Origin of the sequence: Methylobacterium sp. WSM2598, assembly GCF_000379105.1 — a bacterium.
In the GTDB taxonomy this organism is placed as follows: domain Bacteria; phylum Pseudomonadota; class Alphaproteobacteria; order Rhizobiales; family Beijerinckiaceae; genus Methylobacterium.
This window is the reverse complement of record NZ_KB900609.1, coordinates 7,484,212-7,507,747: the sequence shown is the minus strand read 5'-3', so window position 1 is coordinate 7,507,747 and position 23,536 is coordinate 7,484,212. Positions and strand designations below refer to the sequence as shown.

Sequence of the window (23,536 nt, the reverse complement as noted above, 5' to 3'; positions counted from 1 at the left end):
CCCCTGATCAGCCCGGCTGCGCTTCCCCGACCGGCTCCGCCGGGCTGATCAGGGGCGTCACACCGCACCCATCCAGGGGGTCAATTTTGGACGCCGATCTGGGGTCAACATTCCACGCCGTTTGACACTGGACCTTCTCACCGGCAGGATCGCGCCCCTCAGAGACCGCCTGCAAGGCCGTGCGAGCACGTTCACGGGCATCTCCAAGGCCCAGGCGAGGGTAGGGGCCCAGCGTCATCTTCCTGGACTTGCCGTCGATCCTGTACCGCACGGCCCAGGACTTCGCCCCGGAGGGCTGGACGACGAGGTAGAAGCCCGGGAGCGCCCCATCAGGCAGTTCAAGGCGCTTGCTCGGATCTGGTTTGGTGAGCTCGACTGATCGTGCGGTGAAGGCGGGCATCCTGCGAACCTCGGACCACCAACAAGGTCGCCCGAGGCGGATCAGCTGGTCCACTCCGGGTAGCCAAGGGGTAACGGAGAATGCCCGTTTTGGGCTGTTACCCCGTGGTATTAACAACAGCGATCAGTGCTCGTCAATGCGAGTGACGGCAGAGGCTTGAGACAGCGTGAATGTTCTGATCTGATCGAAGATGAAAGGGGGCAGAAAGAGACTTTTAATCTGTAGGTCCTGGGTTCGGGTCTCAGCGCGCTCACCACAGATTTTGCCCGCTTGGTCAATGACTTAGCGGGCTTTTTCATGCCCGCTTCCCAGCCAAAACGTGTTGCAACGGGCTTCAACACGCCCCTTGAATTTACAAGGGGTTACAGCCGGGCGTCGGCGGCTCCTTGCAACACCAAAGCAACACGACACCCGCCCGGTCGAGGCCCCGGAGACAACCCACAGGGCCCGTTCCGCTGCATGCCGGTCGGGGGATGTGTCGGCCCTCATGGCGCCTCAGGACGGGCGCGGGCGACCATCTACCGGACGTGCTGGGTGGGGGGCAGGGGAGGGCGAGCTGCCCACCTTGTCGCCGCCGCTCGCTTCTCGAGCAGTGAATTCCGGCCCGGTCCGGGGGCGTCCCGGCGTAGCCTGCCGTGTGGCTGCGGAGGGCGAAGCTCATGGATCCCGCACTGCTTCTTGACACGCTCGAAGCCCGCATGACCGCGGTCGCCCAAGCCCTCGAGCACTTGACCTCGGGTGGCAATCCCGCGGCCGAAATCGAGAACGTCCGAGCCCAGCTTCTCGAGATCCTGCAGCTCGTCGAGCGTGATCCCGGCATCAATGCCGCGGCGGATGATCTCTACTCCTGCGCCCGCGCGTATGCCGCAGCGGAGGCGGATGAGCCAGGGGTAATGGGCCGCCGAAAGCGGCTTCTGACCGAGGCGTACTCACGGCTCTGGCACAGGCTCGGAATGGCGCACCTGGGCTCGGATGGTGCGAGAACGGCACCGGAGTGAACGAGGCGGCCGAGCCGATGCCAATACGCCGCGACCAGAGGCGGGTCGACGTTCGACGGCCTGCCACTGTTCACCACCCATTCCGGGCTGCCCAGGTGGTGGCCGGGCCGGATCACTCCCGGCTTGTTCGGCTATGCGCCACTTCCAGACCTTCGATCAGGGCTGCCGGAATGGCCGCTCGGCCCCACAAATCGGACGTCTCTGAAGCTTCCATCCCTCTGGTGGCCGACCCCTTCGCGGACGATCGGCGTCGGACGTGAGCGACGCCGCTCCAAGAGGCTTCAGCAGGTCAAATGATTCGACCGTCTCCGGTCCGTTCACGCGCACCTCCCGTGCCTGCGAAAACGGCTCGTGCGTCTCGGCGGCGCGACGTGCCCTTTGTGTTCGCCACCGGCTGCGCCGCCATGACCGTGCCGGCCGCCTACGCCGTGCCGCATCACCAGAAGCAGTGGATGTCGCCGAGGTCGCGTGGCACGCCGGGTCCCGCTGGTCGCGGGCCGGCACGAGGTGCAATGCTGTCAGCTCGTCCGCTGCACATCGGGATTGTCCGCGGCCCCAATCGGCGGCAGGGCGCCCGTGCCCGGCGTGGCTTCGACCCGCGCCACGGTCCGCCGGAAGTTGGCGAGGTGTGGGCGCCAAGACCGAGCGCCCCCGCTGCGGCGCTCGCCGGCCGCCCTCCGGTCACGCGCAAGGTCGCCCTGGAGGAGCGATCACCCGCTCGACCTCCCCACACAGGGTCTCGTTCTCCGAGATCTTCCTGCCCGGGAGGCATCGCAGCGCGCGGATCTGCCGCTGATCTGCACGGACGTGATCTCCTCGACGGGCCCGGCGCGGGGCGGGCCCTCGAACCCACCAGAGGGTCGGTCCGTTCCTCTGCTCGGCTCAAGGGCAAGGGCGTTGACGATCCGGGGCCGGCTCCGCAACCAAGGTGGCAAGGGGGGTGTGTTAAGGCTGATGGCGCGCGAACTTCAGCGCATTCGCGTCCGCGACACTCCTCTATGAGGAACGATCCGATGGCGTCCAGCACGGTCACCGGCGCGGTGCGCTGCAGCGGAGGGCGCCAGATCGCAGTGTCTCGGACATCGGACAAGTCTGCGGGCCGCCATCCATGAAACTCCTTTACCTAGCGGCGTTTCGCGCCGTCATGCTGACCGGAACGGTGAGCGCGGCCGCCGAGGTTCTCGGGCGGAGCCAGCCCGCGGTGAGCCGCCTGCTCGACAAGCTGGAGGCGGAACTCGGCGCCAAACTGTTCGAGCGCCGGCGCGGGCTGGTCGTCCCGACCTCCACGGCCCAACTCCTCCTCGACGAGGTCGAGCGGGCCTACGTCTCGCTCGAATCGCTCAAGACCTTCGCCTCGCGGGCCGCCGAGGGCGAGAGCAGCCGCGTCTCGGCCGCCGTGCTGCCGGCGCTCGGGCTCAACTTCATCCCGGCGACGGTCGCGACCTTCGCGCGGGACTGGCCGCGGACCCGGGTGCTGCTCAACGTCCAGCCCTCGGTCCAGGTCGAGGAGTGGGCAGCCTCGCAGCAGATCGATTTCGGCGTCGCGGAGATGCCGGTCAAGCGGTCCGGCTTCCGGACGGAGATCTTCAGCGACCGCCCCTACCTTCTCGCCGTCCCGCGCGATCATCCCCTCGCCGAGCGGGACCAGGTCGGGCCGTCGGATCTCCGTGGAGAGCCGTTCATCGTCGGTTCGTCGTTCACCGCGATGGGGCAGTTGCTGCCCCAGGCATTCCGGACGAGCGGCGTGCCGCTGGAGGCCCGCTACGAGGCCCCGCTGTCGATGGTCGTCTACGAACTCGTCAAGCAGGGCGTCGGCATCGGCCTCGTGGATCCCTACACCGCGCTCATGCAACGCGACGAGCGCCTGCGGCTCCTGCGCTTCGTGCCCACCATTCCCTTCAACGTCGCGCTCCTGCGTCCCGAATCGCGCCCGGCCAACCCGGCCGCCGACGCCCTGCTGGACCTGATGGCCTCGGAACGCGACCGCCTGATGGCGCGCTTCCCGGACTGAGCCTATTATGCGGAACGCGCATAACGCTCCGCGAACAATCAATTTTGCGCATTCCGAATTCCGGTGTTCACTCCATCAAGTCGCTGATTTAGAGGAAGGGCAGTGGGTATTCCCTCACGGCGAGAAGCACAGGGCGATCGCCGCTACGATGTCGTCATCATCGGTGGCGGCATCAACGGCACGAGCGCGGCGCGCGAACTCACCGCGGCCGGGTACAAGGTCCTGCTCGCCGAGATGTTCGACCTCGCCCACGGCGCGTCGAGCCGCTCGTCTCGGATCCTCCACTGCGGGTTGCGCTACTTCGAAACGTCGCGGCCCCTGCGCAGCTTCCTGTCCTCGCCCAGGCGCTTGGCCAGCGCGGCCGGCATGGCGCGGGCGGCGATGCAGGCGCGCGCCGAACTCAACGCCCTGAGACCGGAGATCTGCAAGCCCTTCACGATGTGCTTCCCCGTCTACGGCGGCGACGCCGTCAAAGGGTGGCATCTCGACCTCGGCTTCGGCCTGCTCAGGCGCCTCGGCCCGGCCCGGCCGGTCCTCGACTACCGGCGCGTCGCGGGGGACTTCGACCGGCACGTGCCCTTCGTGTGCGACCTGAGGGATCGCGATCGCCTGCGCTCCGTCGCCACCTACCGCGAGTACATCATCGACTCCCCGGACCGGCTCTGCGTCGATGCCGCCCTGGAGGCGGAGCGCGGCGGGGCGGAGCTGCGCCTGTTCACCCGTGCTACGATCGCCGGGCGCACGGCGGAGGGTGGCTGGTCATTGCGCCTGTCGGGCCAGGGCAGTGTCGAGATGGTCGAGGCCCCCGTCGTGCTCAACCTTGCCGGGACGTGGTCCGACGAGATCATCGCCGGGATCGCGCCGGAGCCGCGCGTACCGCTCGTGACGGGCACCAAGGGTGCGCACATCGTCGTTCGGCTGCCGCCGCGCTACGCGGGCCACGGCATCGCCTGCCTGCATCGCGGGGGACATCCGTTCTACTGCCTCCCCCTCGGAGGCGACCTGTTCTGCTTCGGACCGACCGAGACGCCCTACGGGGGCGACGCCGCGGACGCCGTGGCCACGGACGAGGACGTTGCCTTCCTGATCGAGGAGGCCAACTTCCTCCTTCCCGGTCTCCGGCTGCGGCGATCCGACGTCGTCTTCACCTGGGCCGGCGTACGGCCACTCGGATACGACGCCCGCCAGCCGATGGGGCGCCGGGTGCGCGAGATCCACGACCTCGCGGATCGCGGCCTGCCCGGGATCTTCGCGATGACCGCGGGGCCGGTGATGTCCCACCTGAGCGCCGGCCGCGACTTGCGGAAGGCGGTCGGCCGCGTGCTCGCGCCGTCCAGATTGCCGCCGGTGCCGCCTCTCCCCGCATCGAGACCGGATCCCGCCGCGGGCGACATGGCCCGCATGCGCCATGCCGTCGGCGCAGAGCACGCCCGCGACCTTATGGGCATCCTCTACACGCGCACGGGACTCGCGTGGGGCCGCCACCTCGACCGGCGCACCGTCGAGGTGGCGGCGGAGACCGTCTCCGATCTGCTGGGATGGTCGCCGGGCGATGTCGCGACGCAGGTCGACAGCTTCATGCGGCACCAGAATATCAGGTTCGCGCGGCGAGAGACTGATAGATTGTCGGTTGATCGGGTGGAGGCCAGGACATGACGATGGGCGGACCGATGAGGACGATTGTAGTCGTGGCGGCGGTGCTCGGCGGGGGGCTGGTCGCTTCGTCCGCCGGGGCGGCCGAAGGCCGCCTGAAGGAGATCCTCGATCGTGGCGTGGTGCGGGTCGGCGTGCAGGGCGCCTTCAAGCCGTGGTCGTTCCCGGCGCCAGATGGAACCCTGCAGGGGATCGAGGTCGAACTTGCCAAGTCCGTGGCCGACACGCTCGGCGTCAAGCTCGAGCCGGTGATCATCACCTCGGCCAACCGGATCCAGTACCTCCAGCAGGGCAAGATCGACCTCATCCTCGGCGGCATGTACGACGCCAGCGACCGGCGCAAGATCATCGGGATGATCGAGCCGGCCTACTGGTCGTCCGGACCGACGCTCCTCGCCAAGAAGGGCGCGATCAAAGACTGGAAGGACATCGCCAACAAGCCGGTCTGTGGCAAGCAGGGCAACTACTACAACAAGCAAGTGCAGACCGAGCTGCACGCCAACCTGATTGCCTTTGCGGGGAACACGGAGGGCAAGGAGGGGCTGCGGGCCGGAAAGTGCGTCGCGTGGCTCTACGACGACGTCAGCATCATGGCCGATCTCGCCCTGCCGGAATGGGAAGGCTACGAGATGCCGGTCCCCGTGCTCTACAACAATCCCTGGGCTGCCGCGGTCCCCCTCGACGAGCGCGACAAGGCCTGGGGCGCGTTCATGGCCGGCATGGCCTATCGCTGGCAGGCCGACGGCAAGCTGATCGAGCTCGGAAAGAAGTGGGGCGTGACGATGTCCGACTGGTTCGCGCAGCAGCATCAGAAGCTGCACTGGGACACATCCTACCTCAAGTGAGAATGGTCGCTCGCGGGTTGCGGTTCGAGCGCTGAGGTGTCGGCATGCTGGATCTCATAGGGCCATTCTTTCGAAGCCTCTACGATCGTACCGGGTGGAACTTCAACATCTTCTACGATCCCTACGAGTACGGCCGGTTCATCGCGGGCGCCTCGACGACCCTGTGGCTGATCGCCTGGTCGCTGGCCTTGTCCCTGGTGATCGGCGTGCTCGGAGCCTGGGCCCAGGGCGCCCGATCGCGGACGCTGCGCTGGGGCGTGGACGCCTACATCCAGGCGTTTCGCAACACGCCGCCGATGATCCAGCTCCTGTTCTTCTATCTCGGTCTCGGCGCCTTCACGCCCGAGATCGACATGGGCGGCTACTCGCAGCCTCTGATCTCCTCCTTGGCCTGGGCGGTGATCGCGCTCGGCATCTTCGGCGGTGCGTTTAACGTCGAGATCTTCCGGGCGGGCATTGAGGCCGTGCCCGACTCGACCCTAGAGGCCGCCGAGAGCCTCTGCTTCTCGCGGTTCCAGACCTACCTCTACATCACTCTGCCCCTCGCGTTCCGCATCAGCCTGCCCGCCCTTACCAATAACCTGGTGAGCTTGGCGAAGACGACGTCGCTCGCCTACATCATCACGGTTCCGGAGATGACCTACGTGCTGAACCAGGTCTGGTCCGACAACCTGAACACGTCGGAGATGATGCTGGTCCTGTTCGGGTTCTACATCGTCGTCGTGACGCTGCTGGCGGCCGGCCTGCATGCAGTCGAACGCCGGCTCGTGCTCCCGGGATACGGACAATGAGGCAGCCGGCCTTCCAGCTCAGCATCGCGCGCCTGAGGGACGGTCAGGTCCTGAGGGGGTTCCGGGCGTGGCACGTCGCCGTGGTGCTGCTGGCGCTCGTGGTCGCGCTCGCCGCGGCGGTCGTGCGCTCCTCCGCCCTCGGGACCCCCTCCACGGCGCTGACTGCGCTCATCACCTACGCTCCGTTCATCCTGCGGGGCTTCGCGCTCAACCTCGCCATGAGCTTCCTCGCTATGGCGATCGCGACGATCCTTGGGATCGGCCTCGGCCTCATGCAGATCAGCACGAGGGCGGCCGTCCGGCTGCCGGCCCGTTTCGTCACGCACCTCCTGCGCAACTCGCCGTGGCTGGTGATCCTGTTCCTGGTGACCTACTTCATGCCCGTCGAGGTCCGGCTGCCGGGCGGATGGCTGGTCCCCGTTCCGGACTGGAGCAAGGCCACCCTGGCCTTCGCGCTGCCGGTCATGGGCAATATCAGCGAGATCCTGCGCGGCGCGGTGCGGTCGATCCCGTCGGGGCAGTGGGAATCGGCCGAGGGGCTGGCCTTCACCCGCGCGCAGACCCTGCGCTACATCATCCTGCCGCAATGCGTCCGCCGCTGCATCCCGCCCTGGATGAACTGGTACGCCATGCTGACATTGTCGACGCCGATGGCGTCGATCTTCAGCGTGCACGAGGCGGTCGCGAACGCCCAGGCGAGCATGGAGGCGGCAGGCGCCCGCCCGGAGCTTCTGCTTCCGTTCTACCTGTTCTTGCTGTGTCTGTTCTTCGTCTACATCTACCCGATCGCGGTGTGGACGCGCGTGCTGGAGCGCCGATATGCTGTTGGCTGATCAATCCACCGCCGAGGGCGCCGCGACCGGCGAGGGCCGCCGCGCCCTCGTCTCGCTCCGCAACGTCCGCAAATCCTATGGCGCCTTCGAGGTGCTGAAGGGCATCAGCCTCGACGTCGGCAGGGGCGAGGTCGTGTGCATCATCGGACCCTCGGGCTCCGGCAAGTCGACGCTGATCCGCTGCATCAACGGCCTCAGCGCCATCCAGGGCGGCTCGATCACCGTGGACGGGCAGGAGGTCAACGACCCGAAGCTCGACAAGCTCGCCCTGCGCCGGAAGGTCGGGATCGTCTTCCAGCAGTACAACCTCTTCCCGCACAAGACGGTGCTGGAGAACGTCATGATGGCGCCTATCAAGGTGTTGCGTGAGCCGCGGGCGCAGGTGGAGGAGCGGGCGAGGCGCCTGATCGCCAAGGTGCGCCTCACCGGCAAGGAGGATGCCTATCCGGGGCAGCTGTCGGGCGGGCAGCAGCAGCGGGTGGCCATCGCCAGAAGTCTCGCGATGCGGCCCGAAGTCATGCTCTTCGACGAGGTCACGGCGGCGCTCGATCCGGAGACCGTCAAGGAAGTCCTCTTCACCATCAGGGAACTGGCCGCCGAGGGCATGACTTGCATCCTGGTGACGCACGAGATGGGCTTCGCGCGCGAGGTCGCCAACCACGTCTACTTCACGGATGGCGGCGTCATCGTCGAGGACGGGCCGCCCGACCAGATCTTCAGGAACGCCAAGGATCCGCGGACCCGACAGTTCCTGAGTCAGATCCTCTAAGGATGCGCGATGAGGTAAGCGTTCGTCGCGACGCGCGATGGGATCGATGATCCGGGGCGGCGTCCGTTCCGCGCGGGACGGTCGGGCTTCCGCAAGCGTCACGCCGGAGATCGCCTCGCGCCGGTGAGGCAGGCGTCCAGGCTTGTTCGAGATGGCGGCGCCCCGCGTGCTCACCCCACGCTGGCGGATGGAGCGCGGCCCCATGCCCGATCGCCTCGGGAGCGGCACCACGCCCGCCCCGCGGCGCGCCATGAGCGAGGTTCATACCGGTGAGATCCAATCATTGACGTCCGACGCCCCACCTCTCGATCCCGCGCCGACGGTCGGCCTGATCGGGCTCGGCCGGATCGGGACCGTGCTGCTCACGGCCCTGCGCCGCTTCGCGCCGGAGACGCGCGTGATCGTGGCTGGACGCGACCCGGCGCGGGCCGCCGCCACGGCGGAGGCTTGGCCCGGCGTCGTTTCCATGGACGTCGCGCGCCTCGCGGCGGAGGCGGACATGGCGGTGCCGTGCCTGCCCCCGGAGGCGTACCGCGAGGGCGTGGCGGCGCTCGCCCCTCACCTGCGCGCGGAGGCCGTCCTGGTCAGCGTCACCAACGCGGTGCCGCTCGCAGATCTCGGGCGCCTCTGCGCCCGCCCAATCGTCAAGGTGATCCCGTCGCCGGCCCTGGCGGTGGGCCGGGGCGTCGCCCTCATCACCCCCGGCCCCAACGCCGGGCCTGCGGAGGTCGAGCGCGTCCGCACCCTGCTGCGGCGCTTCTGCCGGCCGGTGCTCGCCGATCCGGCGGATGGGCGCATTGCCTCGAACCTCGCCGGATCGGCGCCCGCGATCCTGGCCGCGTTCTGCGCGGACTTCCTAGAGGCCAACGCTGTCCGGGCGCGGATCGTCGGGCCGGAAGAGCTGCGCACCATGATGACGGAAGCCGTCGCGGCCCTCGCAGCCCTCCTCGATGAGGGATTGCGATTCGAGGACGTCGTCGCACTCACGGCCACGCCTGGCGGCACCACCGAGGCTGCAATCGCTGCCCTGGACGGACCTGCCCTCTGCGCGCGGCTCGTCGATGCGACGGTCCGGCGCGAGGCGCAACTCCTCGGGCTCGCCCCCGTCACCCGTCACCGGCCGCCGGCCGGTTCCACACCCGGCGCCGCCCCGTCCATCCTCCCTTCCGGAGAGGTCCCATGCCCTTAGCCGAAGCGATCACCCCGTCCGTCGCGAGCACCCGCGATCCGCTCCTCCAGCCGCTCCGGATCAAGAACCTGGTCCTGCGCAACCGGGTCATGAGCACCAGCCACGCCGCCGGCCTGGAGGAGGGCGGCATGCCTAGGGAGCGTTATCAGCTCTACCACCTTGAAAAGGCGAAGGGCGGGATCGGCCTCAGCATGTTCGGCGGTTCCTCGAACGTGGCGCCCGACAGCCCCAACATCTTCCGCCAGCTCAATGTCGGCACGGACGAGATCGTCCCCTGGCTGCAGCAATTCTCCGCGCGCATGCACGCGGAGGGCGCGGCGCTGATGGTGCAGATCACCCATCTCGGCCGCCGCGGCGAGCCCTACGGCGACAAGTGGCTGCCGACCATCGGACCCTCGGCGATCCGCGAGACGCTGCACCGCAGCTTCCCCAAGGAAATGGACGAGCACGATATCCGACGGGTCGTGAAGGCCTACGCAGCCGCCGCGCGGCGCTGCCGGGACGGCGGCCTCGACGGCGTCGAGACCCTGGCGGGCGGTCACCTCATCGGCCAGTTCCTCTCCCCCTCGACCAACCGGCGGACCGACCGGTACGGCGGCTCGCTGGAGAACCGCTGCCGTTTCGGGCTTGAAGTGTTCGAGGCGATCCGCCGGGAGGTCGGCGACGACTACGTGGTGGGCATGCGCTACGTCATCGACGAGGGCGAGTCCGGCCTGCCGATGGACGACGCCATCAAGGTCGCGCACCTCTTCGAGCGCACCGGCATGCTCGACTTCTTCAACGCCATCGTCGGCCGCATGGACACCGAGCGGGCGCTCGCCGTGGACAACATGCCGGGCATGGCCTCGCCGATCGCGCCCTGGCTGCGGCAGGTCGGCGCCTTCAAGCGGGAGGTCGGGCTGCCGGTGTTCCACGCGGCCCGGATCTCCGACATTGCGACGGCCCGCCACGCGATCCGCGAGGGGCTCCTCGACATGGTGGCGATGACCCGCGCCCACATCGCCGACCCCCACATCGTGCGCAAGATCGCGGCCGGCGAGGAGGAGCGGGTGCGGCCCTGCGTGGGTGCAACCCACTGCCAGTCGCCCCACCGGCCGCACTGCATCCACAATCCCTCGACCGGGCGGGAAGGGCAGCTCCCCCATGAGATCACCCGGTCCAACCGGCCCGGCCGCAAGGTCGTGGTCGTCGGCGGCGGCCCCGCCGGCCTCGAGGCGGCCCGGGTCGCGGCCCTGCGCGGCCACGAGGTCGTGCTGCTCGAGGCGGGCGCCAAGCTCGGCGGTCAGCTCCTGCTGAGCCAGCGCGCGAGCTGGCGCCGCGACGTGATTGGCATCGTGGACTGGCGCGCCGAGGAGATCCGGCGCCTCGGCGTGCGGGTGGAGGTGAACCGCTACGCCGAGGTGGAGGACGTGCTCGCCGAGGCGCCGGACGCGGTCGTGGTGGCCACCGGCGGTGTCCCGGACATCGATTGGATCCCCGGCGCGGAGCATTGCGGCAGCGTCTGGGATGTGATCGGTGGCACCACCCCCTTCGCCGGGGAGGTCCTCGTCTACGACGGAACCGGCCGCCATCCCGGGCCCCAGGCGGCCGAGGCCGCGGCGCAGGACGGCCGCAAGGTGCAGTTCGTGTCGATCGACGCCCAGATCGCGCAGGAGCTGACCTATGCCGAGCGCATCATCTGGAAGAAGCGGATCTACGAACTCGGCGTGCCGACGACGTTCGACCACGAGATCGTCAAGGTCGAGCGGCGCGGCAACCGTCTCATCGCAACCTTCCGCAACCTCGCCTCTGAGCAGCTCAGCGAGCGCACGGCCGACCAGATCCTGGTGGAGCACGGCACCCGGCCGGCGGACGATCTCTATCACGGTCTCCGGCCCCACTCGGCCAATGACGGTGTCACGGATATCGACGCGCTCCTCGCGGGCGCCGCGCAGCCGCTAACCTGGCGCCCCGAGGCGCAGATGGAGCTGCACCGGGTCGGCGACGCGGTCGCCAGCCGCAACGTGCACACGGCGGTGCTCGATGCGCTGCGCCTCTGCCGGGCGCTCTGACCCATGCGGGTGAGGCAGGTCCGCGTCTACGTGGTCGAGAGCGGCGGCATCCGGCCGGTCATCCTCGAGATGACCGCCGACGACGGCACGGTGGGCCTGGGCGAGGCGGCGGTCGCCTACGGGCTCGGCGGGAAGGCGGCTGCCGCGATGATCGGGGAGCTCTGCGAGCGCTGCGTGATCGACCGCGATCCCTTCCGGATCGAGGCCATCTGGTCCGAGATGTACGACCAGAGCGTCTGGACGAAGGGCGGCGGTCCGATCGTCTTCGCGGCGATGAGTGCGATCGAGCAGGCCCTGGTGGACATCAAGGCGCGGGCGCTCGGCGTGCCCGCCTACGACCTCCTCGGCGGGCGGATCCACGACCGGCTGCCGGCCTATGCCAACGGCTGGTACTTTGGCTGCACGGACGCCGCCGACCTGCCGCGCCTCGCCGAGGCGACGGTGGCGGACGGGTACGACGCGCTGAAGTTCTATCCCTTCGCGGCGATCCTGGAGACGGGCCGATTGCGGCACCCGTCGCGCCGCGGGACGACCGACGACGGCCTGCGCCGACGGGCCGTGGCGGCCGTCGCCGGCCTGCGGGCCGCCCTCGGACCCGGGCCCAAGATCATGCTGGACCTCAGCGGGGGGCTCACCCCCGACGAGACGATCCGCTTCTGCCGCGAGGTCGAAGCCTTCGACATCGCCTATGTCGAGGAGCCGGCGGATCCGTTCGACCCGCACGCCCTCGGCAAGATCGCCGCCGGGATCTCCCAGCCGATCGCCTTCGGGGAGCGCGTCTATACGCGCTACGGCTTCCGGGACCTGCTCGCCGGGCGGGCCGTCGACATCCTGCAGCCGGACCTCGGCAATACGGGCGGTATCCTGGAGGGCCGCAAGATCGCTGCGATGGCCGAAGCCTACGGCGTGAAGGTGCAGCCGCACGTCTGCGCGAGCGCCCTCTCGACGGCGATCGCGATGCATTTCAGCGCGGCAACGCCGAACTTCTCCATGCAGGAGCACTTCCCGTACTGGGACCGCATCCCCGGCTACACCCAGGTGCTGGAGGATCCGATCGAGCCACAGGTCACGGCCGGCACCATCCCGGTGCGGGAGACCGTCGGGTACGGCGTGACGCTCCGCAAGGAGAGCCTGCGCGATTTCCTCTGGGCCGAGTTCCGGTAGGGCTCGACGCGCCGGCCCTGCTTGGTCGCGCGGAGACAGGGGGCCGCCCTCGCCTCCGCGCGGCAACCCCGCGCGGCGGGACCGTGCGTCAGCGGCCGATCGCGTCGAGGAACTGGTACCAGCCCGCGACGAGCCGTATCACCGGCTCGCGCAGGCCGTAGAACGGCAGCGGCTGGAACGCGTGGGTGCCGAGCAGACCGACATCGGGCGATTCGCCGAGCGCGAAGGCGGCGGCGTAGCGACCGAGATGCGTCGACATGGCGACGCCGGCGCCGTTGTAGCCCATCGCGAAGGTCACGCGGTCGTCTAGGCGGCCGACATGCGGCAGCGCGTCGAGGGTCATGGCGACGAGGCCCGACCATTGGTGGGACACCGGCGTGTCGGCGAGCGCCGGGAAGGTGCGCACCATCGCCCGGCGCAGGTCCGCGAATGCCGCCGCGGTGTCGTGGCGGCCGAAGGCGCCGCGACCGCCGTAGACCATTCGGCCGTCGACCATCCGGAACCAGCGCATCATCCGCCGGGTCTCGACGCAGATGCGGCGGGTCGGCAGCATCGCCGCCCGCAGATTGTCCGAGAGGATTTCGGTGGCGAGGATCGCGCTGCGGAACGGAACCAGGCGGGTGCGCAGGGGCTCCGTCGCGGGGGTGAGGTCGGAGTAGCCGTTGGTCGCCACGATCACCTGGCGGGCCCGGACGGAGCCGCGGGACGTCGCGACGCGGATTCCGCCCGCCTCGCGGCGAAGTTCCGTGGCGGGGCTGCCCTCGTGGATCGCGATCCCCCTGGCATGCGCGGCGCGCGCGAGTCCCCGCGCGTAGTTGAGCGGGTGCAGCCCGCCCGCACGGGCCGAGAGGACGCCGCCGACGAAGTCCCGCGAGCCTGTCTCGGCCGCCACTTCCTCGCCCGTGAGCCTCGTGACCGAAGCGTCGCCGATCTCCCGGCGCATCCACTCCATGTCGGCGACGGCGGATGCCAGGGCCTGCGGGGTATGGGCGCATTTGAGCTGGCCGACCCGGGCGTAACCAGCCTCCGGGATGTCGTGCTCGGCGATCATCCGCTCGAGCGTGCCGACCGAATCGTGCGCGATGGCGTGCATGCGCCGCGCCACCTCGATCCCGTGCGCCGCAGCGATCGCTTGGAAGGGGGCGCGAAATTTCGCCGAGACCACGCCGCCGTTGCGACCGCTCGCGCCCCACCCGACGGTGCTCGCCTCGAGGACGATCGCTCGCTCACCGCGCTCGGCCAGCGCCAAAGCCGCCGACAGGCCCGTATAGCCGCCGCCCACCACCGCGACGTCCGCCTGGACGTCGTCGCAGAGCGGCGCGAAATCCTGAGCCGGCACCGCGCGGGCGGCCCAGAGCGAGGCGGCCGAGGGCCTGGGGAAAGGCGATTCCATGGCCGGGCTACCGCCCCGTCACGGCCGCCGCGAAGGCCGCGTCGGCGGCGTCGGCGAGCTTCTCCAAAGTCGGAAAATGAAAATCGGGAGTGGTCACCCTGGCCGGCTTCGGCGTGCCGCCGAAGCCCTCGAGCCCCTGGCGCCGCTCGATCCAGCACACCGTGTAGCCGAGATCGCGGGCGACGCCGATGTCGTGATGCTGGCTCTGGGCCACGTGCAATATCTCGCTCTGCGTGAAGCCGAAGGCGGATTGCCGGCCGCGGTTGAAGGCGAAGAATTGTGGATCGGGCTTGGCGACGCCCGTCTCGTCGTAGGTGACGCTGTCGTGGAAGGGGGTTCCGAGCGTGTGGGAGTAGAACGAGAACGCGGCGCGGTCGGCATTCGTCATCGCGACGAGTCGATAATGGCCGCGCAGGCGCCTGAGGGCTGCGGCAGAGTCGGAGAAGGCCGGCCAGCGCAGCACCGAGAGCTGGAACGCGTCGGCGGCCGCGTCGCTGTCGGGAAATCCCAGTTCCTTGGCGACGTGGTGGTAGACGTCGACGAAGACCTCGCTCGACCGCTCGTGGTGCAACTCGCGGCCTCGCAGGTAAACCTCGAAGATGCGGGCGTCGCTGAGTTCCTCACGGCTGCGCCCGGACACCGCGCGCAGGTGGTCCAGGATCCCCTTCTCGAAGTCGATCAGGGTACCGACGACGTCGAAGGTGAGAACCTTGAAGCTGTCGAGGGAAGGAGTGGGCATGGGAGTTCCTCTCAGGCGGTGGCGCAGGGCGGCTCGGCCGCCCCAGCGATGATGTCTCGCGGCTGAACCAGGACCGCGAGCGTCGGGCGAGGCGCGGGATTGCACGCCGCCCGCCGATGGGATCGTCAAGCGTCCGGCGATGCCGGGCCGTGCGGCACGGCCCACTCGCGACGGCCCGCCAAGGCGCCGGGGCACCTCGCCGCGTGCGGCGTCGAGGACCGCACGGCCGGGAGGGGGGTGGTCTCCACCGCCACCCACCGCTGCGCGACCCAGCGACGGAACCGACGTTGCGCGCGCCGTCTCGGCTGGACGAGTGATCCGAACGTCACCATCGCGCCGACCGCTCTCCCGCGTCCCTGCGTGCTCTGCCCGCACAGGCTCACAAAACCCGACGGCCCGTTCAACATCAGAAAAGTCGACCCCGCATAACTTGAGGTTATGGCGCCCCGAAACACGCCCGCTCCAGGCCGAGGTCGGGGTAGCGCGCGTCGGCCTTGGCGATGTCGGCCCGCATCTCCGCGGTAATCCAATCCCGCACCGCGGCCACCGACGCGCGGAGTGGACGCGCGCGCAGGTGGACAAGTTGGCAGACGCGCGCGGTCCGCGTGAGTCGTTCGCTCGCCGGCACGAGGTCGCCGGTTGCGAGCCAGTGCGACACCACGTTCAGCCAGCCGAGCGCCACGCCCTGGCCGAGGAGCGCGGCCTGGACCACCACCGCGTAGTCGGAGAAGTTCAGGGAAGCGCGGGTGCCGGTCCAGCCCGGCCCGGGATCGACCTCGCGGGTGCGCGCCGGCGAAGTCGCCGTGAGGTTGACCATGGTGGTCCGGCCGCCGCCGGCCGTGCTGCCGGCGAGATAGGTCGGGCTGCAGACCGGGAGCATCACCTCGTTCATCAGGAACAGCGCCTCGTGGTCGCGGTCGGGCCCCTCCACGAAGCGCATCCCGAGGTCGACGCTGTCGACGGGGCCGCCGAGCGCCCCGGGGATGAGCTGGAAGCGGAAGTCGACCGCCGGGAACGCTTCCTGAAGGGTGTTGATGCGGGGCATCAGCCAGTGCGTGGCGAAGGCCGATGAGACCGACAGCGTGACAGTGTCGGTTCCGGTGCGCCTGATGTCGATCTCCCGCAGCGCCGCCTCGATGCCCTGGAATCCGTCCGTCACGCGCTGGAAGAGAAGGCTACCCTCCTCGGTCAGCGCGAGGCCGTCGCTGGAACGGTCGAAGAGCCGCACGCCGAGATGGCGCTCGAGCTGCGAGATTGCCTTGCTAACCGCCGGCTGGGTCACGTTCAGCTCGGTCGCCGCCTGGGTGAAGCTGACGTTGCGCGCCACGGCCTCGAACACGAACAACGCATGGCTGGACGGGATCATCCGGCGCAGAGGCGGCATCCGCGAGCATCCTTTCCCGAGCAGGTTGCGAGGGCGCTGAACCCGTCCCGATCATGCAGAATGTCGGTGTGGAGGATAGCGCTCACGCCGCAGGCCGGCGCATCGTCGCTGCGGTAGCCGACGCTGAAGGCGCCCGCAGCGGGGAGCCATGCGGGAGGCTGGATGACCGACAGGCGAGCGATGTGGCTAGGTGTCCGGTTCATGGCGTCGAGCATCGCGTGCATATCAATCCGTGACAGGGCAGGAGTCATAGCCGCGACATCGGGCTGCTGAGCGCCCGCGGCCGTGCGGGGACAATTCCGCCAATCGCGCAGATGCGCCAGGAATTGGCGTCCGCCCAGTTCGGCTAAGCGCCACTTCCGGACCTTTGCCTGAGGCGGCCAGAAAGGCCGCTCGACAACCGACAGCGGACCCTCGAAGTCGGAGAGTGCCACTCGCCACGGCGCCGATCCGCGTAAGGATGGCCTACGAAACCAGCGCGTCTCGAGAGCTGTGCCGGAAGCCTCGTTGTAGTATGGACGTCGCCCCGCTCCTACTTGCCGCTGCCCGCGCGAATCGTGAAGCCAAGGTTATGACCGCAGAGTCGTGAGCCATTGCAGCAGCGGGTCGGCAGCGGTTTCCCAGCGCGGCTCCAGCATCAATGTATGAGCGAGGTTCGGCACGATGAATGTGCTCGCACCATAATAAATTCCAGTTCTCCGCACTTCATCAGGTGGCACGAAACAGTCATCTGCTCCTCCGAGCACGAAAGTGCGCGGCGCCTGCCACGGCAGTGGGGCAAAGGGTGGCCAGCCTTGTAATTCTGAGCCGATCAAGACCGACTCCTGGCCGGCACGAGAGCGGATGTATTCAAATCGCTCATGTGAGAGGTCTTCGGAAAAGAAACCACGCCGCAGTGCAGCCAAGCTACCGTTTGCGGTGCCGCCAACGCTCATTGAGAGCACGTGCCGGAAGAGATCAGGCGCGGTCAGGCTCATATGGATCGCCGACAACGCTAGGCCCCACGGCGGAACTGAGGCCAGCAGAACCATGCCGGCAGCGTGGCCGCCGCAGCGCACCCAGTTCTGAACCACGGCGCCGCCCAGGGAGTGGCCGATGAGCACCGCCGGACCACCGATCTGCCGCACGGCTTCGGCCACGTCTCTGGTGTAATCCGCCAAGCGCCAGGTCGAAATATTCTCGTGTCCGTCGCTCTCGCCGTGACCACGCAGGCTGAGTGCGTGTGCCTCAAACCCCGCGTCAGCAAAGAAGGGGAGGAAATGTTCGTCCCACACCCAAGCTCCAACTGAAATTCCATGTACGAAAATAAGTTTTACGCTGCGGCTTGCCGCAGACGGTCGGCGATGTAAGATTTCGATTTTCATGTTTTCTACAGCGATGCCGCTCAGGCCGGCATCGCCCTCATCTCCGAGTTTTGCATCCAGCGGACCAAGTAGGAAGGAAAGCTGGCAAGTGTGTGGTGCAAGCCGCGCGGGCGGTCCTGAGCACCTGCCACCGCGTGGCTCGCCGTCCTCGATCGCTTTTCGGGGGCCGATGCTGGTGGAGGCGGGGCAGCGCACGGTCCAGCCGGTCGACGGCGCACCGCCCATCGGAGATCTGGCGGCAGAGCCGGGCCACGCGCGGTACAGACACAGGCATTCGCAGCCTTGCACCGTGCATGGCCTGCGAATGTCAGGCGATGCCCCCCATGCAGAGGTACTTGATCTCCAGGTAGTCCTCGATGCCGTAATGCGAGCCCTCGCGGCCGAGCCCGCTCTCCTTGACGCCGCCGAAGGGCGCCACCTCGGTCGAGATGATCCCCTCGTTGATCCCGACCATGCCGTAGTCGAGCGCCTCCGCCACCCGCCAGACCCGGCCGATGTCGCGGCCGTAGAAGTAGGAGGCGAGCCCGAACTCGGTGTCGTTGGCGAGCGCCACCGCCTCCGCCTCGGTGCGGAAGCGGAACAGGGGCGCGACCGGCCCGAAGGTCTCCTCCCGGAAGATCCGCATGGCGGGCGTGGCGTCGGCGAGGATCGTCGGCTCGTAGAAGCCGCCGCCGAGGGCGTGGCGCCGGCCCCCGGCGACGACGCGGGCGCCCTTCTCCACCGCGTCCGAGACGTGCTCCTCGACCTTGGCGACCGCCTTCACGTCGATGAGCGGGCCGACCAGGGTGCCGTCCGCGAAGCCGTCGCCCACCGGCATCGCCCGCACCGCCGCCGCGAGGCGCTCCGCGAAGGCGTCGTAGACCCCGTCCTGCACCAGGATGCGGTTGGCGCAGACGCAAGTCTGGCCGGCGTTGCGGTACTTCGAGGCGATGGCGCCCTTCACCGCGAGGTCGAGGTCGGCGTCGTCGAAGACGATGAAGGGCGCGTTGCCGCCGAGTTCCATCGAGGTCTTCTTGATCGTCCGGGCGCATTGCGCGAGCAGTTCGCGGCCGATCTCGGTGGAGCCGGTGAAGGAGAGCTTGCGCACGATGGGGCTTGCCGTCATCGCGCCGCCGATCGCTGCCGCCGAGCCGGTCACGCAGGAGAGCACCCCCTTTGGGATCCCGGCCTCCTCGGCGAGCGCGCAGAGCGCCAGCGCCGAGAACGGCGTCTGGCTCGCGGGCTTCACCACCATGGTGCAGCCGGCCGCGAGCGCAGGGCCGGCCTTGCGGGTGATCATGGCGGCCGGGAAGTTCCAGGGCGTGATCGCCGCGCAGACGCCGATCGGCTGTTTGAGCACCACGATGCGCTTGTCCGGGCCGTGGGCCGGGATGACGTCGCCGTAGACGCGCTTGGCCTCCTCGGCGAACCACTCGATGAAGGAGGCCGCGTAGGCGATCTCGCCGCGGCTCTCAGCGAGGGGCTTGCCCTGCTCGGCGGTCATGATCGCCGCCAGATCCTCCTGGTTCTCCATGATCAGGGTGAACCAGCGGCGCAGAATCGTGGCGCGCTCCTTGGCGGTGCGCCGCCGCCAGTCGGGCAGCGCCGCCTCGGCCGCCCTGATGGCGCGCTCGGTCTCGGCCGCGCCCATCTTCGGCACGCGGCCCAGGATGTGGCCCGTGGCTGGATTGTCGACCGCGACGGTCTCGCCACTATCGGCGGCCACGAAGGCGCCGTCGATGTAGGCCTGCTCGCGGAGCAGATCGACGCGGCGCAACCGGAGAGGATCATTCTGAACTGGTTTCGACATCATTCGACACCTCTACGCTGATTGCTTCGCGGGTGATTTCCCGGCGGATCCGCCCGTCCGCGAGGACTCGCCGCGAAGCGCACGAGGGAACTCATCGCGTCAGCCATTCCACGACGAGGCGGATCTGGTCGGGATCGAGCAGCGCGGGCGCGTGCCCGCAGCCCGGGATCTCGACACACTCCGTTCCCGGACGTCGCTGCACCATCTCGGTCGCCGTCCGCGCCAGCAGGAGATCGGAGGTCTCTCCTCGCAGCACGAGCGCTGGGCAGCGCATGGCGTCCCAGTAGTTCCACAGGCTCACGTTGTAGACCCGTCCTGGCCGGAACGCATGGCCGATGCCGGGATCGTAGTGCAGCTCGTACCCACCGCCAGAGCGGGGCAAGAGACTGTGCTCCGTCAGGTGCCGCCACTGGGCGTCGGTCAGCGCTCCGAAGGGCGCCAGCACGCCGCGAAAATAGGCCTCGGCGCGATCGATCGTGTCAAAGAGCCGGGTTGCGTCACGGATCGTGTCGCCGAGCCGTCGCAGCGCCGCCCAGGGCAGGAACGGCCCGATATCGTTGATGACGAGTCGCGAGATCGGAGATTCGGGCATGCCCGCGAGGATCATGCCGATGAGGCCGCCGAGAGAGGTGCCGACCCAGTACACCTCAGGTGCACCGACATGGGCGAGCAGGACCGTCATGTCGACGGCGTATTGCGGCAGGGCGTAATCCTCGGGGTCCCGCAGCCGGCCACTCCGGCCGCGACCGACGAGGTCCGGGCAGACCACGCGGTACCCCTTTGCTGCCAGGGCACGGGCGAGGTCATCGAAGTCCCGCCCCTGGCGGCTCAGGCCGTGGACGCAGACGATCACGCGCTCGCAAGCCGGATCACCCCACTCGACGTAGGCGATGCGGTGGAAGTGCTGCCGCGAGATGCTCCGCACGTCGCCGTACCGGAAGCTCGCAGTCTGCTCGCTCCCGCGAGAGGCGCGTCTCACGGGCGCGGAGTTAAAGTCCAAGAGCCCAGTTCCTGTTGTGATTCAACCGACGCACCATCTACCGCCTACTTCGTCGGCACGACAGCGCCGAGTGCCTCGCCCAAAGCCTTCGCGGCGAGATCGTGGATCTCGCGCGTTTGCTGCGCCACGCATCGAGCCTGGTCGCGGAGGTACTCCTTATGCATGATTGCGGCCTCTCGGGGTGTTCGCGCCTGAAACACGCGCTCCGCGTGGTCGAGGGCCGCCGTCACGTTGACGTCGGCGAAGGTCACCATGCGCTGGCTCACGTCGCGGGCGCCCGACCAGGAAAAGAGTGCTGCATCCGTCGTCACGTTGAGCAGCGTCTCCTGCATCCGCATCGTTCTGTCGTGAACCCTGCGCGCCTGCGCGATGCCATGTCGCGCGATCGTCCGCCATGCCGGGATCGCTGGCCCGGGACGGGGTTCCGTAGTCGCTCCCGGGAAGGGCGCTTCGGCTTGCCTCGACACTAGGCCTCTCCGTTCTTCGGAGCACGAGCGCTCGCCGACGCGTCGAGGGCACGAGTGATCTCGTCGAAGACCTCGTCGACGGGTCGCATCCCGTCGATCGGCCGCAGGAGGTTTCGCTCAGCGTAGTACCGTGTCAGCGGCGCCGTTTCGGCCGCGTACGCCGCCAACCGCCGCGAGAACGCCTCCGGGTTGTCGTCGCGCCGCACCGGCTCGCCGCGCGCGAGGGTATCGGTCACGCGCGCCGTCATCCGCCGCACCAGGATCTCCGGATCGACGACCAGCTCGATGACGGCGTCGAGCCTCGGCCCCTTGGCCCGAAGCACGCTCTCCAGCGCATCGGCCTGGGCGATCGTGCGCGGGAACCCGTCGAGGATGAAGCCCGCCGCCGCATCCGCCGCGTCCAGGCGCTCGCCGACGATGCCGGTCACGATCTCGTCTGACACGAGACCGCCCTCCTCCATCACCGCCTTGGCGGCACGTCCGATCGGGGTCTGGGCCGCGACCGCCGCGCGCAGCATGTCGCCCGTCGAGAGTTGGGGTATCCCGAAGTGGGTGCTCAAGCGTTGGGATTGGGTCCCCTTGCCGGCACCGGGGGGACCGAGCAGCACAAGTCTCACGATGACACCTCTGGACGGATGCAAGGTTCGCTGTTGATCGTCGCGAGCTCTGGATGAGAGCCTGCGTCAGCCATGGCCGCGAACATCGGCCGGTGTCTCACCCGGGGTTGCTCCCGACGGCCGGCGGCGCTGCCCCCGGATCTGATCTGCGGAGACCTGGGCTTCGGCCCGGGTCTCGAACACGTGGGGCGCCAGATCACGCTCCTTCAGCGCCTCGCCGAGCTTCAGCCGCATGAACGCGCTCGTCGTGTAGCGCGACGCCGTCTGATAGTACCGGCCCTGCAGGTACGTGATGGTCGAGAAGTAGGCGTCGCTCACCAGCGGATCGAGCTGAAAGCCGTCGTAGTTGACGATGAGGTGAACTTTCCGGCCGATCGTCCTGCAGCGCTGTTCGAACTCGCGCCGGATCATCTCGACGTCGTCGATGGTCCGGACCTGGAAGCCCTCCCAGTTGACGAACAGCGTGTTGCGCTCGGGATTGTAGCTGATCCGCTCGGCCAGCGTGAGCCCGAGGAGATCCCGTTCGAGCCCCATCGCACCGTCACGAAAGATGCGCGGGTCCATCGTGCGCGGTGCGTCAACCAGCGGAGCGAAGCCCAGGTGAGCCAGGATGTCGCGCTCGATATCGATGCCAGGTGCGACCTCGATCAGTTCCATGCCCGCCGGGACGCGCCGAAACACGCAGCGCTCGGTCACGTAGAGCACGGGCTGGCCCGTTTCCGCCGCGTAGTCGCCCGAGAAGGTAATCTGCTCGACAGCCCCGACGAATTTCGGCACCCGCCCCTCTCGGACGATCCGCAGCTGCCCCTCCTCGATCGCGACCTCCAAGCCTCCGGCCGTGAAGGTCCCGGCGAAGACAAGGGTCTTGGCGTTCTGCGAGATGTTGATGAAGCCGCCGGCCCCTGCGAGCTTGCGGCCGAACTTCGAGACGTTCACGTCGCCTCGGCTGTCCGCCTGCGCCATGCCGAGGCAGGCGAGGTCGAGACCGCCGCCGTTATAGAAATCGAACTGCTGGTTCTGGTGCAGGACGGCTTCCGGGTTGAGGGCGGCACCGAAGTCGAGCCCGCTCTGGGGCAGGCCGCCGATGATCCCGGGCTCGGCCGTGAGCGTCACGTACTTGAGCAGGCGCTCTTCGGCCGCCACGGCCGCCACCCCTTCCGGCATGCCGATGCCGAGATTGACCACGCCGCCTGGCGGCAGCGCGAAGGCGCAGCGCCGGGCGATGACCTTGCGCTCGTCGAGCGGCAGCGGTGCGATCCGATCGAGCGGCACGCGCTGTCGACCGGAAAAGGCGTGGTTGTACGGTGTCCCGTACGTCTGCAGGTGGTTCTCTGGCTTCGCGACGACGACACAGTCGACCAGAATGCCCGGGATCACCACCTCGCGAGGGTTCAGCGACTCCGCCGCGGCCAGTCGCTCGACCTGGGCAATGACGAAGCCGCCGGAGTTCTTCGCCGCCATGGCGGTGGCGAGGTTGTCCAGGGTGAGCGCCTCCCGTTCCATCGTGATGTTGCCGGCCGGATCGGCCGTGGTGCCGCGAATGAGCGCCACCTGGATCGGAAAGGACTTGTAGCGCAGCCAGGGTTCACCGCCGACCTCGACGAGTTCGACCAAGTCCTCCGTCGTGCGGGCGTTGAGTTTGCCGCCGCCGAGACGCGGGTCGACGAAGGTGCGCATGCCCACCTTCGTGAGGGGGCCAGGGCCCCTGGCGGCGATGTCGCGGTAGAGGTGCGACACGACCCCGAGGGGCAGATTGTAGGCCTCGATCTTCTCGTCGAGAGCGAGTTCGGCCAATTTGGGCACCAGCGCCCAGTGGCCGCCGATGACACGTCGAACCAGGCCTTCACACGCGAGACGGTTGAGCCCGCGGTCCTTTCCGTCGCCCGGAGCTGCCGCGAACACGAGGGTGAGGTCATTCGGGGCCTGAGTGGCCTCGAAGCGGGAGGATAGCGCCAGGATCAGCTCGTCGGGCGTGCCGATCCCGACGAAGCCCGAGACGGCGACCGTGTCACCCGAGCGGATGATCGCGGCAGCCTCGTCCGCGGAAACGATCTTGTTCTTGAGTGCCACGGTCGTTCG

General features: G+C 68.6%; 21 protein-coding genes. 10 read left to right on the top strand and 11 right to left on the bottom strand.

Annotated elements, in window-relative coordinates:
* Positions 1-7 precede the first annotated feature (7 nt).
* Complete coding sequence (locus MET2598_RS40280) at positions 8-400, bottom strand: Arm DNA-binding domain-containing protein (protein WP_084673988.1); 393 nt, start codon at positions 398-400, stop codon at positions 8-10.
* Positions 401-1,059: 659 nt separating this feature from the next.
* Here MET2598_RS40280 and MET2598_RS0134885 point away from each other — a divergent pair.
* The 10 genes from MET2598_RS0134885 to MET2598_RS0134840 all read left to right on the top strand — a co-directional run bounded on the left by MET2598_RS0134885 (position 1,060) and on the right by MET2598_RS0134840 (position 12,704).
* Positions 1,060-1,398: a hypothetical protein gene (locus tag MET2598_RS0134885; RefSeq protein ID WP_018263976.1), complete on the top strand. Its 339-nt coding sequence runs from the start codon at positions 1,060-1,062 to the stop codon at positions 1,396-1,398.
* Positions 1,399-2,506: 1,108 nt separating this feature from the next.
* Positions 2,507-3,409 (top strand): LysR substrate-binding domain-containing protein, encoded by a 903-nt coding sequence (locus tag MET2598_RS0134880; RefSeq protein WP_012335218.1) that lies wholly within the window; start codon positions 2,507-2,509, stop codon positions 3,407-3,409.
* 102 nt (positions 3,410-3,511) lie between these two features.
* Positions 3,512-5,065 (top strand): FAD-dependent oxidoreductase, encoded by a 1,554-nt coding sequence (locus MET2598_RS0134875; RefSeq protein WP_018263974.1) that lies wholly within the window; start codon positions 3,512-3,514, stop codon positions 5,063-5,065.
* Between the two features lie 14 nt (positions 5,066-5,079).
* Entirely contained in the window at positions 5,080-5,907 is an 828-nt protein-coding gene (locus tag MET2598_RS0134870) for a transporter substrate-binding domain-containing protein (protein WP_150108735.1), read from the top strand.
* 44 nt (positions 5,908-5,951) lie between these two features.
* On the top strand, positions 5,952-6,698 hold the full coding sequence (locus tag MET2598_RS0134865; protein WP_018263972.1) for an amino acid ABC transporter permease: 747 nt from the start codon (positions 5,952-5,954) through the stop codon (positions 6,696-6,698).
* A complete protein-coding gene (locus MET2598_RS0134860; RefSeq protein WP_012335222.1) occupies positions 6,695-7,531 on the top strand; it encodes an amino acid ABC transporter permease in 837 nt (278 codons plus the stop codon). Before MET2598_RS0134865 ends, MET2598_RS0134860 begins: the two co-directional genes overlap by 4 nt.
* Positions 7,518-8,300, top strand: a complete 783-nt coding sequence (locus tag MET2598_RS0134855; RefSeq protein WP_012335223.1) for an amino acid ABC transporter ATP-binding protein — start codon at positions 7,518-7,520, stop codon at positions 8,298-8,300. Before MET2598_RS0134860 ends, MET2598_RS0134855 begins: the two co-directional genes overlap by 14 nt.
* A gap of 202 nt (positions 8,301-8,502) precedes the next feature.
* Positions 8,503-9,489 carry a pyrroline-5-carboxylate reductase family protein gene (locus MET2598_RS0134850; protein WP_051086623.1) on the top strand — a complete coding sequence of 329 codons (987 nt, stop codon included), beginning with the start codon at positions 8,503-8,505 and terminating at the stop codon, positions 9,487-9,489.
* Complete coding sequence (locus tag MET2598_RS0134845; protein WP_018263970.1) at positions 9,480-11,540, top strand: NADH:flavin oxidoreductase; 2,061 nt, start codon at positions 9,480-9,482, stop codon at positions 11,538-11,540. The genes MET2598_RS0134850 and MET2598_RS0134845 overlap by 10 nt, the downstream gene beginning before the upstream one ends.
* A gap of 3 nt (positions 11,541-11,543) precedes the next feature.
* Positions 11,544-12,704, top strand: coding sequence for a mandelate racemase/muconate lactonizing enzyme family protein (locus tag MET2598_RS0134840; protein ID WP_018263969.1), 1,161 nt, complete (start codon positions 11,544-11,546; stop codon positions 12,702-12,704).
* Positions 12,705-12,792: 88 nt separating this feature from the next.
* Here the strand turns inward: MET2598_RS0134840 and MET2598_RS0134835 are convergent, their stop codons facing one another.
* The 10 genes from MET2598_RS0134835 to MET2598_RS0134795 all read right to left on the bottom strand — a co-directional run bounded on the left by MET2598_RS0134835 (position 12,793) and on the right by MET2598_RS0134795 (position 23,527).
* On the bottom strand, positions 12,793-14,097 hold the full coding sequence (locus MET2598_RS0134835; RefSeq protein WP_012335226.1) for an NAD(P)/FAD-dependent oxidoreductase: 1,305 nt from the start codon (positions 14,095-14,097) through the stop codon (positions 12,793-12,795).
* Positions 14,098-14,104: 7 nt separating this feature from the next.
* Complete coding sequence (locus MET2598_RS0134830; protein WP_012335227.1) at positions 14,105-14,836, bottom strand: HAD-IA family hydrolase; 732 nt, start codon at positions 14,834-14,836, stop codon at positions 14,105-14,107.
* A 436-nt stretch (positions 14,837-15,272) separates the two neighbouring features.
* Complete coding sequence (locus tag MET2598_RS0134825; RefSeq protein ID WP_018263968.1) at positions 15,273-16,220, bottom strand: LysR family transcriptional regulator; 948 nt, start codon at positions 16,218-16,220, stop codon at positions 15,273-15,275.
* Positions 16,199-16,471, bottom strand: a complete 273-nt coding sequence (locus MET2598_RS42540; RefSeq protein WP_157182318.1) for a hypothetical protein — start codon at positions 16,469-16,471, stop codon at positions 16,199-16,201. The genes MET2598_RS0134825 and MET2598_RS42540 overlap by 22 nt, the downstream gene beginning before the upstream one ends.
* A 318-nt stretch (positions 16,472-16,789) precedes the next feature.
* Entirely contained in the window at positions 16,790-17,809 is a 1,020-nt protein-coding gene (locus MET2598_RS40275; RefSeq protein WP_084673987.1) for an alpha/beta hydrolase, read from the bottom strand.
* Positions 17,810-17,891: 82 nt separating this feature from the next.
* On the bottom strand, positions 17,892-19,373 hold the full coding sequence (gabD, locus tag MET2598_RS0134815; RefSeq protein WP_026191101.1) for an NADP-dependent succinate-semialdehyde dehydrogenase: 1,482 nt from the start codon (positions 19,371-19,373) through the stop codon (positions 17,892-17,894).
* Between the two features lie 91 nt (positions 19,374-19,464).
* Positions 19,465-20,373 (bottom strand): alpha/beta hydrolase, encoded by a 909-nt coding sequence (locus MET2598_RS0134810; protein WP_018263965.1) that lies wholly within the window; start codon positions 20,371-20,373, stop codon positions 19,465-19,467.
* 44 nt (positions 20,374-20,417) lie between these two features.
* Entirely contained in the window at positions 20,418-20,705 is a 288-nt protein-coding gene (locus tag MET2598_RS37915) for a phasin family protein (protein WP_018263964.1), read from the bottom strand.
* 134 nt (positions 20,706-20,839) lie between these two features.
* A complete protein-coding gene (locus MET2598_RS0134800; RefSeq protein ID WP_026191100.1) occupies positions 20,840-21,457 on the bottom strand; it encodes an adenylate kinase in 618 nt (205 codons plus the stop codon).
* A 66-nt stretch (positions 21,458-21,523) separates the two neighbouring features.
* On the bottom strand, positions 21,524-23,527 hold the full coding sequence (locus tag MET2598_RS0134795; RefSeq protein ID WP_018263962.1) for an acyl CoA:acetate/3-ketoacid CoA transferase: 2,004 nt from the start codon (positions 23,525-23,527) through the stop codon (positions 21,524-21,526).
* Positions 23,528-23,536: the final 9 nt, after the last annotated feature.

Bases quoted from the DNA above. Each gene is read 5' to 3' on its own strand.
- MET2598_RS0134835 (WP_012335226.1), bottom strand. From the start codon at position 14,097: ATGGAATCGCCTTTCCCCAGGCCCTCGGCCGCCTCGCTCTGGGCCGCC.
- gabD (WP_026191101.1), bottom strand. From the start codon at position 19,373: ATGTCGAAACCAGTTCAGAATGATCCTCTCCGGTTGCGCCGCGTCGAT.
- MET2598_RS0134870 (WP_150108735.1), top strand. From the start codon at position 5,080: ATGAGGACGATTGTAGTCGTGGCGGCGGTGCTCGGCGGGGGGCTGGTC.
- MET2598_RS40275 (WP_084673987.1), bottom strand. From the start codon at position 17,809: ATGGGCGGTGCGCCGTCGACCGGCTGGACCGTGCGCTGCCCCGCCTCC.
- MET2598_RS0134885 (WP_018263976.1), top strand. From the start codon at position 1,060: ATGGATCCCGCACTGCTTCTTGACACGCTCGAAGCCCGCATGACCGCG.
- MET2598_RS0134850 (WP_051086623.1), top strand. From the start codon at position 8,503: ATGCCCGATCGCCTCGGGAGCGGCACCACGCCCGCCCCGCGGCGCGCC.
- MET2598_RS0134865 (WP_018263972.1), top strand. From the start codon at position 5,952: ATGCTGGATCTCATAGGGCCATTCTTTCGAAGCCTCTACGATCGTACC.
- MET2598_RS37915 (WP_018263964.1), bottom strand. From the start codon at position 20,705: ATGCAGGAGACGCTGCTCAACGTGACGACGGATGCAGCACTCTTTTCC.
- MET2598_RS0134860 (WP_012335222.1), top strand. From the start codon at position 6,695: ATGAGGCAGCCGGCCTTCCAGCTCAGCATCGCGCGCCTGAGGGACGGT.
- MET2598_RS0134880 (WP_012335218.1), top strand. From the start codon at position 2,507: ATGAAACTCCTTTACCTAGCGGCGTTTCGCGCCGTCATGCTGACCGGA.
- MET2598_RS0134825 (WP_018263968.1), bottom strand. From the start codon at position 16,220: ATGCCGCCTCTGCGCCGGATGATCCCGTCCAGCCATGCGTTGTTCGTG.
- MET2598_RS40280 (WP_084673988.1), bottom strand. From the start codon at position 400: ATGCCCGCCTTCACCGCACGATCAGTCGAGCTCACCAAACCAGATCCG.
- MET2598_RS0134830 (WP_012335227.1), bottom strand. From the start codon at position 14,836: ATGCCCACTCCTTCCCTCGACAGCTTCAAGGTTCTCACCTTCGACGTC.
- MET2598_RS42540 (WP_157182318.1), bottom strand. From the start codon at position 16,471: ATGACTCCTGCCCTGTCACGGATTGATATGCACGCGATGCTCGACGCC.
- MET2598_RS0134845 (WP_018263970.1), top strand. From the start codon at position 9,480: ATGCCCTTAGCCGAAGCGATCACCCCGTCCGTCGCGAGCACCCGCGAT.
- MET2598_RS0134840 (WP_018263969.1), top strand. From the start codon at position 11,544: ATGCGGGTGAGGCAGGTCCGCGTCTACGTGGTCGAGAGCGGCGGCATC.
- MET2598_RS0134855 (WP_012335223.1), top strand. From the start codon at position 7,518: ATGCTGTTGGCTGATCAATCCACCGCCGAGGGCGCCGCGACCGGCGAG.